At 72.2% G+C, this 17,131-nt stretch carries 10 protein-coding genes; 7 read left to right on the forward strand and 3 right to left on the reverse strand.

What is annotated here, in order from left to right; all coding sequences use genetic code 11:
* Window positions 1-30: 30 nt before the first annotated feature.
* Window positions 31-1,200, reverse strand: coding sequence for a winged helix-turn-helix domain-containing protein (locus tag ACIBH3_RS15880; protein WP_396312550.1), 1,170 nt, complete (start codon window positions 1,198-1,200; stop codon window positions 31-33).
* Window positions 1,201-1,242: 42 nt separating this feature from the next.
* A complete protein-coding gene (locus ACIBH3_RS15885; protein ID WP_396312551.1) occupies window positions 1,243-1,842 on the reverse strand; it encodes a GNAT family N-acetyltransferase in 600 nt (199 codons plus the stop codon).
* A 242-nt stretch (window positions 1,843-2,084) separates the two neighbouring features.
* On the opposite strand from ACIBH3_RS15885, the gene secA reads away from it, so the two are divergent.
* Window positions 2,085-4,835, forward strand: a complete 2,751-nt coding sequence (gene secA, locus ACIBH3_RS15890) for a preprotein translocase subunit SecA (protein WP_396312552.1) — start codon at window positions 2,085-2,087, stop codon at window positions 4,833-4,835.
* Window positions 4,836-5,180: 345 nt separating this feature from the next.
* On the opposite strand, the gene ACIBH3_RS15895 is transcribed toward secA, so the two are convergent.
* Complete coding sequence (locus ACIBH3_RS15895) at window positions 5,181-5,705, reverse strand: Rv3235 family protein (protein WP_396312553.1); 525 nt, start codon at window positions 5,703-5,705, stop codon at window positions 5,181-5,183.
* Window positions 5,706-6,037: 332 nt separating this feature from the next.
* On the opposite strand from ACIBH3_RS15895, the gene ACIBH3_RS15900 reads away from it, so the two are divergent.
* From ACIBH3_RS15900 to ACIBH3_RS15925, 6 genes are all read left to right on the forward strand, one after another.
* Window positions 6,038-7,096 carry a patatin-like phospholipase family protein gene (locus ACIBH3_RS15900; RefSeq protein ID WP_396312554.1) on the forward strand — a complete coding sequence of 353 codons (1,059 nt, stop codon included), beginning with the start codon at window positions 6,038-6,040 and terminating at the stop codon, window positions 7,094-7,096.
* A 288-nt stretch (window positions 7,097-7,384) separates the two neighbouring features.
* A complete protein-coding gene (locus ACIBH3_RS15905; RefSeq protein ID WP_396312555.1) occupies window positions 7,385-7,894 on the forward strand; it encodes a DUF6912 family protein in 510 nt (169 codons plus the stop codon).
* Window positions 7,895-7,979: 85 nt separating this feature from the next.
* The gene (locus ACIBH3_RS15910) at window positions 7,980-8,636 is read left to right on the forward strand and encodes an HAD family hydrolase (protein WP_396312556.1); all 657 of its coding nucleotides are present in this window, start codon (window positions 7,980-7,982) and stop codon (window positions 8,634-8,636) included.
* 207 nt (window positions 8,637-8,843) lie between these two features.
* Window positions 8,844-10,469 (forward strand): L-glutamate gamma-semialdehyde dehydrogenase, encoded by a 1,626-nt coding sequence (gene pruA / locus ACIBH3_RS15915; protein ID WP_396312715.1) that lies wholly within the window; start codon window positions 8,844-8,846, stop codon window positions 10,467-10,469.
* A gap of 186 nt (window positions 10,470-10,655) precedes the next feature.
* On the forward strand, window positions 10,656-11,690 hold the full coding sequence (locus ACIBH3_RS15920) for a metallophosphoesterase family protein (RefSeq protein WP_396312557.1): 1,035 nt from the start codon (window positions 10,656-10,658) through the stop codon (window positions 11,688-11,690).
* Window positions 11,691-12,055: 365 nt separating this feature from the next.
* The gene (locus tag ACIBH3_RS15925) at window positions 12,056-17,005 is read left to right on the forward strand and encodes an NAD-glutamate dehydrogenase (RefSeq protein WP_396312558.1); all 4,950 of its coding nucleotides are present in this window, start codon (window positions 12,056-12,058) and stop codon (window positions 17,003-17,005) included.
* Window positions 17,006-17,131: the final 126 nt, after the last annotated feature.

Here is a 17,131-nt window from a genome sequence, read left to right on the forward strand (position 1 = left end):
CGGGCGGATCAGGCGGGCGGATCAGACGGATCAGGCGTCGAGGAGCTTCTCCAGAGCGGGCCGCAGCGCCTCGTCGTGGAGCGCCTCCACCCGTACCGCCGTGCAGCCCACCCACTCGGCCGCCTCGCGCAGCGCCCGGGCCAGCGCCTCGACGTGCCGCGGCGCGGCCAGCGACACCTGACGGGCCACCAGGGTGCGCCCTTCCCGGGCCGGATCGACCCGGCCGACCAGCCGCCCGCCGGCCAGCAGCGGCATGGCGAAGTACCCGTGCACCCGCTTGCCCCGGGGCGTGTACGCCTCCAGCCGGTGCGCCATGTGGAAGATCCGCTCGGTGCGGGCGCGATCCCAGATCAGCGAGTCGAACGGGGACAGCAGGGTCGTCCGGTGCCGCCCACGCGGCTCGGCCGCCAGCGCCGCCGGATCCGCCCAGGCGTCGGCCGGTGTGCCGTCCGGGCCCCAGCCGGCCACCCGCACCGGCAGCAGACCGCTCTCGCCGAGCACCGCGCCCACCTGCTCGGCCTTGAGCCGGTGGTAGTCCGTCAGGTCGGCCCTGGTCGCCACGCCGAGGGCGGCGCCGGCCTGGGCGACCAGGGTGCGCACGCACTCGTGGTCGCTCGGCTCCTGTCCGAACAGCTCGGCGGGTACGGCCTGTTCGGCCAGCGCGTAGACGCGCTTCCAGCTGCGGCGCTCGGTGCAGACCACGTCACCGAAGGCGAGCGCGCGCTCCACCGCGATCTTGGTGTCCGACCAGTCCCACCACTCGGCCGTCTTCTTCGCACCGCCGAGCTCGGTCGAGGTCAGCGGGCCCTCGGTGCGCAGCTTGTCCAGCACCTGCCGGTACGTCCGCGGTGTCACCTGGTGGCCCCAGAGGTGCCCCCGGTCGCGGTAGCGGCGCCGCCGGAAGGCGAACAGCGGCCACTCCTCGACCGGCAGGATGCAGGCCGCGTGCGACCAGTACTCGAACGTCGCCCCCGAGCCCCAGTACGCCGCCTCCACCCTGGCCCGGCCGACCGCGCCGAGCCGGGCGTAGGGCACCAGCTCGTGCGAGCGGGCCAGCACCGAGATGGTGTCCAGCTGGACGGCGCCGAGGTGGCGCAGCACGCCGCGGACACCGCCCCGGCGGTCCGGCGCCCCGAGCAGGCCCTGTGCGCGCAGCGCGATCCGGCGGGCCTCGTCGGCGCTGAGAGTCGTCACGGTCATGCCGGGGAGCGTAGTCGGGGGCACTGACAACCGGCGCCCGGCTCAGGTCCGGGGCCCCGCACCGCCCGGACGAGCCGCTCCCGGAGGTGCCAGGTCGGCGGGGAGCAGCGCGGCGAGCCAGCCGTCGTGGACCGCGCCCCGGTGCTCGGCGTACGCGCGCAGCGTGCCCTCGAAGCGGAAGCCGACCCGCTCGGCGACGGTCAGCGAGGCGCGGTTGCCGACCAGTGCGTACCACTCCAGCCGGCGCACACCGAGCTCGGCGAACGCGTACCCGGCGACGGCGGTCGCCGCCTCCACGGCGTAGCCGAGGCCGCGCCGCCCGGGCGCCGTCCACCAGCCGATCTCGGCGGTGCCGGGGTGGCCCGCCCGCAGGCTCAGGCTCTGGGTGCCCACCAGCGCGCCCCCGGCGCGCTCCAGCACGCACCAGTGCCGGGTGGCGCCGGTGCGCCAGCCCTCGGGGGCGAGGGTCCGGACGAAGAACTCGGCGTGCTCGCGCCGGTACGGGGAGGGCACGGTGGTCCAGCGCTGGATGTCCGGGTCCTGGCACGCCCGGGTGATCGCCTCGATGTCGGCGGGCTCGGGGGCGCGGAGTATCAGGCGGCCGGTGCCGAGGACGACGGGGGCGGTGATCGGGTCTGCCATGAGCGGAGTATTCCGTGCGGTGAGCGGGGCGGGAGAACGAATTACGGCGCAATTGCGAGGCCGGGCGCCCACTTTGACCCGGTAGGCAGCGCTATCACCGGATGTGCACGCAGGGGTGACACGGGAATAGCGTGCTGACGCACCTCCCGGCGGATTGGACTCCTCGCATACGATGGCCCGTGCGGTGGGGTGAACCCCTCGTGCAGTCGTCCAGTGCCAATACAGGCAAGGAGCCCGCTCTAGTGTCCGTCTTCGACAAGATCCTGCGCGCCGGCGAAGGAAAGATCCTTCGCAAGCTGCAGCGGATTGCTGCCCAGGTCAACTCCATCGAAGAGGACTTCGTCAACCTCACCGACGCCGAGCTGCGCGCGCTGACCGAGGAGTACAAGCAGCGGATCGCCGAGGGCGAGAGCCTGGACGACATCCTCCCCGAGGCGTTCGCGACCGTCCGCGAGGCGGCGAAGCGGGTGCTGGGGCAGCGGCACTACGACGTCCAGATCATGGGCGGCGCGGCCCTGCACCACGGGTACGTGGCGGAGATGCGCACCGGTGAGGGCAAGACCCTGGTCGGCACGCTGCCGGCCTACCTCAACGCGCTCACCGGCAAGGGCGTCCACCTGATCACCACCAACGACTACCTCGCCGAGCGCGACTCGGAGTGGATGGGCCGGGTGCACCGCTTCCTCGGCCTGGAGGTCGGTGTGGTGCTGGGCAGCATGACGCCCGCCGAGCGCAAGCGGCAGTACGGGATGGACATCACGTACGGCACGAACAACGAGTTCGGCTTCGACTACCTGCGCGACAACATGGCCTGGTCGAAGGACGAACTCGTCCAGCGCGGCCACAACTTCGCGGTCGTCGACGAGGTCGACTCGATCCTGATCGACGAGGCCCGTACGCCGCTGATCATCTCCGGCCCGGCCGACCAGGCGACCAAGTGGTACGCCGACTTCGCCAAGCTGGTGCAGCGCCTGAAGATCGACCGTGACTACGAGGTCGACGAGAAGAAGCGCACCGTCGGCGTACTGGAGGACGGTGTCGCCCGGGTCGAGGACTACCTGGGCATCGACAACCTCTACGAGTCGGTCAACACCCCGCTGGTGGGCTTCCTGAACAACGCCATCAAGGCCAAGGAGCTCTACAAGGCGGACAAGGACTACGTCGTCATGAACGGCGAGGTCATGATCGTCGACGAGCACACCGGCCGTATCCTGGCCGGCCGTCGCTACAACGAGGGCATGCACCAGGCCATCGAGGCGAAGGAGGGGGTGGAGGTCCAGAACGAGAACCAGACGCTGGCCACCATCACCCTGCAGAACTTCTTCCGCCTGTACGACAAGCTTTCCGGAATGACCGGTACCGGTACCACCGAGGCCGCCGAGTTCCACCAGATCTACAAGCTCGGCGTCGTGCCGATCCCGACCAACAAGACGCCCGCGCGCATCGACCAGCCCGACCTGATCTACAAGTCGGAGCCGGCCAAGTTCGCCGCCGTGGTCGAGGACATCGCCGAGAAGCACGAGAAGGGCCAGCCCGTCCTGGTCGGCACCGTCTCGGTCGAGAAGTCCGAGTACCTCTCGCAGGAGCTGCGCAAGCGCGGCATCCCGCACGAGGTGCTCAACGCCAAGCACCACGAGCGCGAGGCGCAGATCGTCGCGCAGGCCGGCCGCAAGGGCGCCGTCACCGTCGCCACCAACATGGCCGGCCGTGGCACCGACATCATGCTCGGCGGCAACGCCGACCACCTCGCGGCGGCCGAGCTGGCCCAGCGCGGCCTCTCCCCGGTGGACACCCCCGACGAGTACGAGGCGGCGTTCCCCGAGGCCCTGGAGAAGGCCAAGGCCTCCGTGAAGGCGGAGCAGGACGAGGTCAAGGAGGCCGGCGGCCTCTACGTGCTGGGCACCGAGCGGCACGAGTCGCGCCGCATCGACAACCAGCTGCGCGGCCGCTCCGGCCGTCAGGGTGACCCGGGCGAGTCCCGCTTCTACCTCTCGCTGGGCGACGACCTGATGCGGCTGTTCAAGGCCGGCATGGTCGAGCGCGTGCTGTCGATGGCCAACGTCCCGGAGGACGTGCCGATCGAGTCGAAGATGGTCACCCGCGCGATCGCCTCCGCGCAGACCCAGGTCGAACAGCAGAACTTCGAGATCCGCAAGAACGTCCTGAAGTACGACGAGGTGCTCAGCCGCCAGCGTGAGGTCATCTACGGCGAGCGCCGCCGGGTGCTGGAGGGCGAGGACCTCCAGGAGCAGGTCGGCCACTTCATGGACGACACCGTCGAGGCGTACGTCAAGGCGGCGACCGGCGAGGGCTACGAGGACGACTGGGACCTCGAGAAGCTCTGGACGGCCCTGAAGCAGCTCTACCCCGTCACCCTGGACCTGGAGGACCTGGAGGAGGAGGCCGGCGGCCCGGTGGGCCTGACGCCCGAGTTCCTCACCCAGAACATCCAGGAGGACATCCAGGCCCAGTACGGCGCCCGCGAGGACCAGCTGGGCTCGGAGATCATGCGCGAGCTGGAGCGCCGGGTCGTCCTGTCGGTGCTGGACCGCCGCTGGCGTGAGCACCTCTACGAGATGGACTACCTCCAGGAGGGCATCGGCCTGCGGGCGATGGCCCAGCGCGACCCGCTGGTGGAGTACCAGCGCGAGGGCTTCGACATGTTCACCGCCATGATGGAGGGCATCAAGGAGGAGTCCGTCGGCTACCTGTTCAACCTGGAGGTCCAGGTCGAGCAGCAGGTCGAGGAGGTCCCGGTCGCGGACTCGGAGATCTCGCTGGAGAAGGAGTCCCGGCCGGAGATCAGGGCCAAGGGCCTGGAGGTGCCGAAGCCGCAGCGGCTGCACTACACCGCGCCGACGGTGGACGGCGAGGACCGGGTCATCGAGGGCGACTTCGAGGACACCCTCCAGGACGAGGACGGCGACGGCCTGACCAGGGCCGAGCGCCGCAAGGCCGCCAAGTCGGCCAAGGGCCGCCGCCGCAAGGCCTGACCCGCACCACGCACAGCCCGCCCGCAGGGCGCCGCCCCCCGACCCGGGGGGCGGCGCCCTGCGGCGTTGTCGAAGACCCGGAACGCGCAGCCCGAGCCCTGCGCGCCCAGGCTCTCCGCCGTCACCCCCGCCCCGGCGCCGTGACCCTGGCCCCCACGTCTTGACGCCCACCCCCGCCGGCGCGCCCCGAGCCGAAGGGGCGCGCCGGTGCCGAAAGGGAGAAGCGAGGAAGCGAGCGAAGCGAACGCGGGAGCGCCGACCGTCGGCACCGGACGTGAGCGCCCCGGAGGCGAGCGGGCGCCCCAAAGTGAGAGGGGCGCCCCGGAGGCGAGCGGGCGCCCCGAACTAGTGCGCCTCGATGGCGCTGCACTGCCAGAGGTCGGTCCGCCGGTGCCGCTCCAGCCGGAAGGCCACCATGTGGTGCCGGGGGCCGAACTCGACCCGGACGCACGCCTCCAGCACGTCCGCCGAGGGCGCCGAGTCGTGTACCCGGCCGAGCCGGGCGCGGGCCGAGCCGGTGCAGCGGCGCAGCGGGCCGGAACGCACCAGGGCGGTGAGCTGGCCGTAGCCGTCCAGGGTGGTGTGGCGCTGGAGCTGGCCGGCCGGGCGCAGGCCGGTGAGCACCTCGACCAGGCGGTGGGCGAAGCGGGTGGCGAGCTCGCCACCGGCGCCCGCCGCCGCGGCGGCGGCCGTGCAGGCGGCGCGGGGGTGGCGCGGGGCCCGGACGGGGGCGCTGCGGTGAGCCGGGTGCGGCCCGGCCGGGCGTCGCGGGTGCGGGACGGTACCGGCGTACTGGGCCGCGAGCCCGACGTGTGGCCGGGCCAGCAGGGGCGGGTGGCCGGCGTGCGGGGCGGTTGCGGCGTCGAGCATGCGCGGTACTCCCGGTGAGCTGCTGGGGCGGTTGGTGACCCTTTGCTATCGGGCCTCGCGCGGGGCGGCAAGGGCCCGGCGCGCGCCGGTGGAGGCCACGCTGTTGTCACCTATCCGGGTGATCCGCCCTGGCCCACGTGTGGCGTCGTCCGCCGCCGCGTGCCTGCTGGTTGACGTGTGTGCCGTGCCGCCGCGGTCCGAAGGGGGACGCCCCGCCGCCGGGAATTGCGTGCGCCTACCCTGGCGGGGGAGAGGATGCTACCGACAGGTAGCACGGAGGATCGGGGGGAGACGCCCCGCGGGGCTCCGCGAGAGGACGGGTGGCTGGCACGGTGACACAGGTTTCGACGAGCGGTGCGGCGGCAGTCCCGGTCTCCGCCGACGGGGTGCGGCGCGGCCTGGTCCTCGGGGGCGGCGGCATGCTCGGCGCGGCCTGGACGATCGGCGCGCTCTGCGCGGTGGAGGAGTCGACCGGCTGGCAGCCCGGCGGCGCCCAGGTGATCCTCGGGACCTCGGCCGGCTCGATCCTGGGCGCGATGCTGGCCGTCGGCGTCCGGGCCGCGGACCTGCGCGACCACCAGCGCGGCGTACCGATCACCACCGGCCCGCTGGCCGGGGTGGACTTCGACTACGACACCGCCGCGGGCGGGGCGCTGCCGCCGCGCCCCCGGCCGGGGATCGGCTCGCCGGGCCTGCTCAGGGACGCCGTCCGGCACCCGCGCGAGTACCCGCTGCTGACCATGGTCTCGGCCGTGGTGCCGCCGGGCCGGGGCTCGGTGGCACCGGTGGGCGAGCTGGTGCGCCGACTGGCCGGGGCCGACGGCTGGGTGCGGGGTTCGGCCCTGCGGGTCGCGGCGGTGGACTACCGCACGGGGCACCGGGTGGTCTTCGGCGACCCGCAGGCCCCGCCGGCCGAGGTGGCCGAGGCGGTGATGGCCTCCTGCGCGCTCCCGGGCTGGTTCGCGCCGGTCGAGGTGGCCGGCGGCCCCTACGTGGACGGCGGCTGCTGGTCGGCCACCAACGCCGACCTGATGCTCGGGCGCGGCCTGGACGAGGTGTACGTGCTCGCGCCGATGGCCCTGCGGCTGCACCCCAGGGGCCGCGCCGAGCCCGGGCGCGGGACGGTCGCGGCGCTGAAGGAGTGGCGCGAGCGGGACCGCCCCAGGGGCGTGCTGGCCCAGCTGGTCAGCCGCTACCGCAGGGCGGTGACCAGGCAGATGCTGCGCGAGGCGCGCCTGCTGCGGGCGGCCGGCACGCGGGTGCAGCTGCTCGCGCCGACGCTGGAGGACCTCGCGGTGATGGGGCCGAACATGATGGATCCGGCCCGGCGGGGCGCGGTGCTGGAGACGGCCCTGCGGACCAGCAGGGCGGCCCTGGAGGGCGTCCGGTGACCGGGTGCGTGGGGTAGGCCCGGCATGCCGCCGGACGGCCCGCAGCGGGCGGTGCAGCGCGTGATCACCGGCGCCGTATTCTTGGGTGCGCGGTGCAACCGGGCGCACCGGGCGCGCGGGCCGCTCCGCCCACCGGCCGCTCCACGCACCGCCGGGGCCGGCCGCGGCCGGACCTCGCTCCTGCCCGCGCCCGACCTGCTCCGTAGTTGCTCCAGACCGCTGAAGACCTGCTGAAGTCCCGCTGAAGACCCGCTCGAAGAAGCCTCGAAGAACCGGAGAGTGCCCCCGATGCGCGTGTACGTGCCCACCACCTTGAACGACCTGGCGGCGGCGCACCCGGGCGGCGCGCTGGAGCAGTCGGCGGCGTACGCCGTCACGCCCGCGCTGCGCGAGTGGTACGTCAGCGACGACATCGAGGAGCTGGAGTACGCGGCGCTCAACCGGGCCGCCCAGTCCTCGCTGCGGCTGCTCGCCGCCGACCCGCAGGCGCCGCGCCGCCGGGTGGTCGTCGCGCTGGACGTCCCGGACGCGGCCGTGAGGCCGTTCGCGGGTGACGAGTACCAGGACCAGGCCTCGCTCGGCCGGGTGGTGCTGGCCGGGCCCGTGCCGCTGGCCAAGGCGGCGGCCGTGCACGCGGACGTGGCCGACCAGGAGGTGGTCGACGACGTGGCGGCCGCCGTCGCCGCGATCGGCGCCGCGGACGCGGGGGACCAGGACGCCCAGTTCACCGTGGACGGCGCCGAGGACCACGACCTGCTCTGGTTCGCCACCCAGGAGATCTCCGCCCTGCTCGGCTGAGCCGGCCCCGCGCGGGCGGGCCGTGCGGTCCGCTCCCGCCGCCCGGACTTCCGGGTGGCCGGGCCGTCCGGTTACCGTTCCCGACGTGCGTACTCACATCATCTGGGACTGGAACGGCACCCTCTTCCACGACATGGAGGCGGTGCTCGCCGCCAGCAACGCCGCGTTCGCCACCGTCGGCATCGCGCCGATGAGCCTGCGCGAGTACCGGGAGCAGTACGAGATCCCGATCCCGCTGTTCTACGAGCGCCTGCTCGGGCGCCGGCCGACCGAGACCGAGTGGCTGCTGCTGGACGACGCCTTCCACCTGCGCTACCACGAGCTCAGCCCGGCCTGCGCTCTCACCGAGGGCGCGCCCGGGCTGCTGAGCGAGTGGGAGGCGGCCGGGCACAGCCAGTCGCTGCTCTCCATGTACGACCACGACCTGCTGGTGCCGGTGGTCGAGCGGTTCGGGATCAGCCGGCACTTCGTCCGGGTGGACGGCCGCAGCGGCCCGTCCGGCGGGCAGAAGGCCGAGCACCTCAGCCGGCACCTGGCCGCGCTCGGCCCCGCCGTGGACCCTGCCAGGACGGTGCTGATCGGCGACGCGGCGGACGACGCGCTGGCGGCGCTCAGCGTGGGCGCGCACGCGGTGCTCTACACCGGCGGGTCGCACACCCGGGAGAAGCTGGAGCCGGTGGGGGTGCCGGTGGTGGACAGCCTGGCGGAGGCGGTGGAGCTGGCCGCGCGACTGCCGGGGTGAGCCACCCCGGCCCGCGGTGCGGTGGGCCGCCGAGCCGCGCGGCCGCTCGGGTGAGTCGCACAGGCGCACGCGGGATCCGCTCCGCACGTGGCGCGGGCCACGCTCCCCGGTGGCGTGTCACCGGCGTCGATCGGCCGTTCACTCGTCAGTCTGGATTGACGAGTTGCCGTCCGTCGCCGTCCCTGCCGAGCGGAGTCCCGAATGCCCATCGACGCAGTCACCCAGGTGCCCACCCCGGGCAATGAGCCAGTGCTCGGCTACGCGCCGGGCAGTCCGGAGCGGGCGGGGCTGGCGGCGCGGCTGGACGAGCTCACGGCCGAACCCCTCCCGCTGCCGATGACCATCGCCGGCGAGCAGCGGTTCGGCGGCGGCGAGCGGATCGACGTCGTCCAGCCGCACCACCACGCCGCCCGACTGGGGGTGCTGGGCAACGCCACCCGGGAGGACTCCCAGCTCGCCGTGGACGCGGCGCTGGCGGCCGGGCCGCGGTGGCGCTCGCTGTCCTTCGACGACCGGGCGGCCGTCTTCCTGCGGGCCGCGGACCTGCTGGCCGGGCCCTGGCGGGACACGCTGGTGGCGGCCACCATGCTCGGGCAGTCCAAGACCGTGCAGCAGGCGGAGATCGACGCGGCCTGCGAGCTGATCGACTTCTGGCGCTTCAACGTGCACTTCGCCCGGCAGATCCTGGCCGACCAGCCGATCTCCTCGCCCGGGGTGTGGAACCGCACCGACCACCGCCCGCTGGAGGGCTTCGTCTACGCGATCACCCCGTTCAACTTCACCGCGATCGGCGGCAATCTGCCCACCGCGCCGGCGCTGATGGGCAACACCGTGGTCTGGAAGCCGGCCCCGACCCAGACGCTCTCCGCCTTCCACCTGATGCGCGTCCTGGAGGCGGCCGGCCTGCCGCCCGGCGTGATCAACATGGTGACCGGGGACGGCCACCAGCTCTCCCAGGTGGCGCTGGCCCACCCGGCCCTGGCCGGGCTGCACTTCACCGGCTCCACCGGGACCTTCCAGTCGCTGTGGAAGACCATCGGTGCCAACATCGGCTCCTACCGGGCCTATCCGAGGATCGTCGGGGAGACCGGCGGCAAGGACTTCCTGCTCGCCCACCGCTCCGCCGACCCGCAGATCCTCAGGACCGCCCTGATCCGGGGCGCCTTCGAGTACCAGGGGCAGAAGTGCTCGGCGCTCTCCCGCGCGTACCTGCCGCGCAGCCTCTGGCAGCGGATCAAGGACGAACTGCTGGCGGAGATCGACGCGCTGGCCGTCGGCGACGTCACGGACTTCTCCAACTTCATGGGCGCGCTGATCGACCGCCGGGCCTTCGAGAAGAACCGCGCCGCGATCGAGCGGGCCGAGAAGGACCCGATGGTGGAGCTGGCGGCCGGCGGTCAGTACGACGACGCCATCGGCTACTTCGTCCGGCCGACCGTGCTGGTGAGCTCCGACCACCGCAACGAGATCTTCCGGACCGAGTACTTCGGACCCATCCTCGCCGTCCACGTCTACGAGGACTCCCGCTGGGAGGACGTGCTCGGCCGGGTCGACTCCGGTGCGCCGTACGGCCTGACCGGCTCGGTGATCGCCCAGGACCGGTACGCGATCGCCCAGGCGATGGAGGAACTGCGCTTCGCGGCGGGCAACTTCTACATCAACGACAAGCCGACCGGCGCGGTGGTCGGGCAGCAGCCGTTCGGCGGCGGGCGGGCGTCGGGCACCAACGACAAGGCGGGCGCGGCGCAGAACCTGCTGCGCTGGACCTCGGCGCGCTCGATCAAGGAGACCTTCGTACCGCCGACCGACCACCGCTACCCGCACATGGGCTGAACCCCCACCCGGCGGCCGACCCTGACGGCGGGTCGGGTGTGACCACAATCACCGCCGTGCCCGCCCGCCTCACCGGCGGGCTCGCCTGCGCGGTCCGGGCCCGCGCTGGTAGAACCGGAGGGGACGCGCTGCCACGGGCTCCCACCCCGGGAACCGCCGGTCGTGTCCGACGAAGGAGAGCCGCCGATGCCGGACCGAGCCGCCGCGCCGCACAGCTCGGCGCCGCACGCCGTGCCACACAGCGTCGCGCCGCAGGCTGTGCCACACAGCACCGCGTCGCACGGTACGGAGCGGAACGGCACCGGGGCCGGGCTGCTGGCCGTCAGCGACCTGCACATCTCCTACCGGGCGAACCGCGAGATCGTCCAGGCCCTGCGGCCGGAGTCCCCCGAGGACTGGCTGCTGGTGGCCGGCGACGTGGCCGAGAGGATCGAGGACGTCCGGTGGGCGCTCGGTCTGCTCGCCGAGCGGTTCGCGCGGGTGGTCTGGGCGCCGGGCAACCACGAGCTGTGGACGCACCCGAGCGACCCGGTCACGCTGCGCGGCCTCGCCCGGTACGAGCGGCTGGTGGAGGTCTGCCGTTCGATGGGCGTGCTCACCCCGGAGGACCCGTACGCGCTGTTCGAGGGCCGGGGCGGGCCCGTCCGGGTGGCGCCGTTGTTCGTGGGTTACGACTACACCTTCCGCCCGCCGGGCACCTCGACCAAGGAGGAGGCGCTCGCGTACGCCCACTCGACCGGGGTGGTCTGCACGGACGAGGCGCTGCTGCACCCGGACCCTTACCCGAGCCGGGACGCCTGGTGCCGGGCCCGGCTGGAGCTGACCGAGCGCCGGCTGCGGGACTGCCCGCCCGGGGCGCCGCTGGTGCTGGTCAACCACTACCCACTGGTCCGCGAGCCGACCCGGGTGCTGCGCTACCCCGAGTTCGCCCAGTGGTGCGGCACCGAGGGCACCGGGGACTGGCACCGGCGCTTCCCGGTCGCCGCCGTGGTCTACGGCCACCTGCACATCCCGCGCGTCAGCTGGTACGACGGCGTGCGCTTCGAGGAGGTCTCGCTCGGGTACCCGCGCGAGTGGGGCAAGCGTGACCGGGACCGGCGGCTGCTGCGCGAGATCCTGCCCGGAGTCGGAGAAGGCGAGGGCTCACCAGAGGGCTCACCAGAGGACGCGCCCGACCGCTCGCCCGACGGCTCGCGCGGGGGCTCGGCCGCCGAGGGATGAGCCGGGCGAGGCCCGGCGCACGCGCCCGGCGTTGGTGGCGCTCGTTGGTGGCAGTCACTGACACTGCCGAGCCGCAGTACAACGGGTGGGTCACGTGATTGGACAAGCTGTCCAGGACGGCCCCCTCTTCCTGCGGGTTTGCTCCTCCCTGTCCCCTGACTTCCTGCTTTCATCCGGTTAGGCTGACTGGCGTCGTCGGGTTGGCTCCGCAGGCCGAACGTGCTGTCTTACCCAGCGGAAGAGCTCTTCATGCGTGCCATGAGCGCTTTTCAGCCGGGAGGTACGAGAAGATTTGCGGAGACCCGGCGGTGGACACCCACACACCACCGAGTCACGCAACGGCGCGCGACAGGAGCCAAACAGCCATGCAGACCAAGCTGGACGCAGCCAAGGCCGAACTGCTCACCAAGGCAGCAGCAGCCGCTGAGAACAGCCAGGTGGGGGGAGCGGCGCCCGGGGAGGGCCTGAGCAACGGTGCTCTGACCGCGTACCTGCACCACTACTACCTCCACACCGCCCCCGAGGACCTGGTCGACCGCGACCCGGTCGACGTGTACGGCGCGGCCGCCTCGCACTACCGGCTCGGCCTCAAGCGCCCCCAGGGCACCGCCGAGGTCCGGGTGTACACCCCGAGCGTCGAGGAGAACGGCTGGGCCTGCGGTCACACGGTGGTCGAGGTCGTCACCGACGACATGCCGTTCCTGGTCGACTCGGTCACCAACGAGCTGACCCGCCAGGAGCGCGGGATCCACGTGGTGATCCACCCCCAGCTGGTCGTGCGCCGTGACATCACCGGCAAGCTGCTGGAGATCCTGGACGTCGACGCCTGCTCCCGCAGCCAGGCCGCCGGAGCCGAGTGGCCCGCCGACGCCGTGGTCGAGTCCTGGATGCACATCGAGATCGACCGCGAGACCGACCGCGAGGATCTGCGCGGCATCGAGACCGATCTGCGCCGCGTCCTGGGCGACGTCCGCGAGGTCGTCGAGGACTGGTCGAAGATGCGCGAGTCGGCGCTGCGCCTGGCCGACGAGCTCGCCGAGCAGCCCCCGGTCCACCTGCCCGAGCAGGAGGTCGGCGAGGCCTGGGAGCTGATGCGCTGGCTGGCCGACGACCACTTCACCTTCCTCGGTTACCGCGAGTACGACCTGGTCGAGCACGACGGCGAGGAGGTGCTCCGAGCCGTCGCCGGTACGGGCCTGGGCATCCTGCGCGCCGACCCGCTCAGCCACGACGACGACCACCACCCGGTCAGCGAGGCCTTCGGCCGCCTCTCCGCCCCCGTCCGGGCGAAGGCGCACGAGAAGAAGCTGCTCGTCCTGACCAAGGCCAACAGCCGGGCGACCGTCCACCGCCCGTCCTACCTCGACTACGTCGGCGTCAAGAAGTTCGACGCCAACGGCGAGGTGATCGGCGAGCGCCGCTTCCTGGGCCTGTTCTCGGCCGCCGCCTACACCGAGTCGGTCAGCCGGATCCCGGTCGTGCGCCGCAAGGTCCAGGACGTCGTGACCAGCTCCGGCTTCTCCACCGAGAGCCACGACGGGCGTGACCTGCTCCAGATCCTGGAGACCTTCCCCCGGGACGAGATCTTCCAGACCCCGCCCGAGGAGCTGCTGCAGATCGCGACCAGCGTGCTCTACCTCCAGGAGCGCCGCCGGCTGCGGCTGTTCCTGCGCCAGGACGAGTACGGGCGCTACTTCTCCGCACTGGTCTACCTCCCGCGCGACCGCTACACCACCCGCATCCGGCTGCGCCTGATGGACATCCTGATGCAGGAGCTCAACGGCGCCAGCATCGACTACACGGTGTGGTCCACCGAGTCGGTGCTGACCCGACTGCACTTCGTCGTGCGGGTCACCCCCGGCAGCGAGCTGCCGCACCTCACCGACGCCGAGATCGAGCAGATCGAGGGCAAGCTCGCCGAGGCCGCCCGGTTCTGGATGGACGGTTTCAACGACCAGCTGCACACCGAGCTGGGCGAGGAGAAGGCGGCGGAGCTCTCCCGCAAGTACGCCAACGCCTTCCCCGACGGCTACCGCGCGGACTTCACCGCCCGTACCGCCGTCGCCGACCTCAAGCAGATCGAGTCGCTGCAGGGCGAGGGCGACTTCCGCCTGAACCTCTACCAGCCGGTCGGCGCGGGCGACGACGAGCGCCGCTTCAAGATCTACCGGGTCGGCGGCCCGATCTCGCTCACCGAGGTCCTGCCGGTCCTCCAGCGCCTGGGCGTCGAGGTGCTCGACGAGCACCCGTACGCGCTGACCCGCTCGGACCACACCACCGCCTGGGTCTACGACTTCGGGCTGCGGCTGCGGGAGTCCACCGAGCTGACCGACGAGGCCCGCGAGCGCGTCCAGGAGGCCTTCGCGGCGGTCTGGACCGGCCTCGCCGAGAACGACGGCTTCAACACCCTGGTGCTGACCGCCGGGCTGACCTGGCGTCAGGCCATGATGCTGCGCGCGTACGCCAAGTACCTCCGCCAGGCCGGGAGCACCTTCTCCCAGGACTACATGGAGGACGCGCTCCGCAACAACACCCACACCACCCGCCTGCTGGTCAACCTCTTCGAGGCCCGGCTGAGCCCGAGCCACCAGCTGGCGGCGCAGGAGCTGACCGAGGGCATCCTGGAGGAGCTGTCCGGCGCCCTGGACGAGGTCGTCTCGCTGGACGAGGACCGCATCCTGCGCTCCTTCCTGCACCTGATCAAGGCCACCCTGCGGACCAACTTCTTCCAGCACTCCGGGGAGACCGGCGGCTGGCACCGCTACGTCTCGATGAAGTTCGACCCCAAGGCGATCCCCGACCTGCCGGCCCCGCGCCCGGCGTTCGAGATCTGGGTGTACTCGCCGCAGGTCGAGGGCGTGCACCTGCGCTTCGGCAAGGTCGCCCGTGGCGGCCTGCGCTGGTCCGACCGGCGCGAGGACTTCCGTACCGAGATCCTCGGCCTGGTCAAGGCCCAGATGGTCAAGAACACCGTCATCGTGCCGGTCGGCGCCAAGGGCGGCTTCGTCGCCAAGCAGCTGCCGGACCCGGCCGTCGACCGGGACGCCTGGCTGGCCGAGGGCATCTCGTCCTACAAGACGTTCATCTCGGCGCTGCTGGACATCACCGACAACCTGAAGGCCGGCGAGGTCGTCCACCCCTCCGACGTGGTCCGCCACGACGAGGACGACACCTACCTGGTCGTCGCCGCCGACAAGGGCACCGCGACCTTCTCCGACATCGCCAACGGCGTGGCCGAGTCCTACGGCTTCTGGCTGGGTGACGCGTTCGCCTCCGGCGGCTCGGCCGGTTACGACCACAAGGGCATGGGCATCACCGCCCGCGGTGCCTGGGAGTCCGTCAAGCGCAACTTCCGCGAGCTGGGCGTCGACACCCAGAGCGAGGACTTCAGCGTCGTCGGCATCGGCGACATGTCCGGTGACGTCTTCGGCAACGGCATGCTGCTCAGCGAGCACATCCGCCTGGTCGCCGCCTTCGACCACCGGCACATCTTCCTGGACCCGAACCCGGACGCCGCCGTCTCCTACGCCGAGCGCCGCCGGCTCTTCGACCTGCCGCGCAGCTCCTGGGACGACTACGACAAGTCGCTGATCTCGGCCGGCGGCGGGGTCTTCCCGCGCAGCGCCAAGTCGATCCAGCTGACCTCGCAGGTGCGCGCCGCCCTGGGCATCGCGACCTCCAGGCTCACCCCGGCCGAGCTGATGAAGGCGATCCTCCAGGCGCCCGTCGACCTGTTCTGGAACGGCGGCATCGGCACCTACATCAAGGCCTCGGGCGAGACCAACGCCGAGGTGGGCGACAAGGCCAACGACGCGATCCGCGTCAACGGCGAGCAGGTCCGCGCCCGGGTCGTCGGCGAGGGCGGCAACCTCGGTTGCACCCAGCTCGGCCGCATCGAGTACGCGGCGGTCGGCGGCCCCGAGGGCACCGGCGGCTGGATCAACACCGACGCCATCGACAACTCGGCCGGTGTGGACACCTCGGACCACGAGGTCAACATCAAGATCCTGCTCAACCAGGTCGTCGCCGAGGGCGACATGACGGTCAAGCAGCGCAACAAGCTGCTCGCCGAGATGACCGACGAGGTCGGCCACCTGGTGCTGCGCAACAACTACGCGCAGAACGTGGTGCTGGCCAACGCCGTCGCCCAGGCCGTCAGCATGGTCAACGTCCACTCGCGGATGATCAACCGGCTGGAGCAGGCCGGGCAGCTCGACCGGGCGCTGGAGTTCCTGCCCACCGAGCGGCAGATCCGCGAGCGCCAGCAGAACGGCCGCGGGCTCTCCCAGCCCGAGCTGTCCGTGCTGCTCGCGTACACGAAGATCACCCTGGCCGACGAGATGCTCGCCACCGAGCTGCCCGACGACCCTTACTTCCGCTCCGCGCTGCACGAGTACTTCCCGACCGCGCTGCGCACCAGGTTCGCCGACGCGATCGACAACCACCCGCTGCGCCGGGAGATCATCACCACCCTGATCGTCAACGACACGATCAACCGCGGTGGCTGCACCTTCGCCTTCCGCCTGCGCGAGGAGACGGGCGCGACGTACGAGGAGATCGCCCGCACGCACACCGCGGCGCGCGCGGTCTTCGGCCTGGAGGACATCTGGGCCGAGATCGCGGGCCTGGACAACCAGGTCCCGGCCCGGGCGCAGATCAAGATGCGCCTGCACTCGCGCCGGCTGGTCGAGCGGGCCACCCGGTGGATGCTCAACAACCGGCGCCAGCCGCTGGACATCGCGGGCACCATCGAGTTCTTCCGCGAGCGGGTCGCCCAGGTCTGGGGCTCGTTGCCCAAGCCGCTGCGCGGCGAGGACCTGGCCTGGTTCGAGTCGGTCTACGGCGAGCTGGCCGGCGCCGGTGTGCCGGAGTCCCTGGCGACCCGGATCGCGGGCCTGTCCTCGACCTTCCCGACGCTGGACATCACCGAGGTCGCGGACCGCTCCGGCAAGGACGTCGCGGAGGTCGCCGACCTCTACTACGACCTCGCCGACCGCCTCCAGATCACCCACCTGCTCGACCGCATCATCGAGCTGCCGCGCACCGACCGCTGGTCGTCGATGGCCCGCGCGGCCATCCGCGAGGACCTCTTCGCGGCGCACGCCGCGCTGACGGCCGACATCCTGGCCTGCGGCCCCGACGGCGCCACGCCCGAGGAGCGCTACACCGCCTGGGCCGAGCTCAACGCGACGCTGCTCAACCGGGCCAAGAGCACCCTCGACGACATAAGGGGTTCGGACAACTACGAGCTGTCCAGCCTCTCCGTCGCGATGCGGGTGATCCGCACGCTGCTGCGCACCGGCTCGATGCGCTGACAGCACCCCGGGTGAGGGCGGGACTGTCCGGTACGGTCCCGCCCTCACCCGTGTCCGGAGCACTTGGAAACGCAAGCGGCCCGGAGTGGGAAGTCGGATCGCCGACCTCCCACTCCGGGCCCGCTG

The sequence above is a fragment of the Kitasatospora sp. NPDC050543 genome (assembly GCF_044457565.1).
Lineage (GTDB): Bacteria > Actinomycetota > Actinomycetes > Streptomycetales > Streptomycetaceae > Kitasatospora.

What these genes read in the sequence shown, in the direction of transcription:
- ACIBH3_RS15880 (WP_396312550.1), bottom strand. Translation starts at nt 1,200, where the DNA reads ATGACCGTGACGACTCTCAGCGCCGACGAGGCCCGCCGGATCGCGCTG.
- ACIBH3_RS15885 (WP_396312551.1), bottom strand. Translation starts at nt 1,842, where the DNA reads ATGGCAGACCCGATCACCGCCCCCGTCGTCCTCGGCACCGGCCGCCTG.
- ACIBH3_RS15895 (WP_396312553.1), bottom strand. Translation starts at nt 5,705, where the DNA reads ATGCTCGACGCCGCAACCGCCCCGCACGCCGGCCACCCGCCCCTGCTG.
- ACIBH3_RS15905 (WP_396312555.1), top strand. Translation starts at nt 7,385, where the DNA reads ATGCGCGTGTACGTGCCCACCACCTTGAACGACCTGGCGGCGGCGCAC.
- ACIBH3_RS15920 (WP_396312557.1), top strand. Translation starts at nt 10,656, where the DNA reads ATGCCGGACCGAGCCGCCGCGCCGCACAGCTCGGCGCCGCACGCCGTG.
- ACIBH3_RS15925 (WP_396312558.1), top strand. Translation starts at nt 12,056, where the DNA reads ATGCAGACCAAGCTGGACGCAGCCAAGGCCGAACTGCTCACCAAGGCA.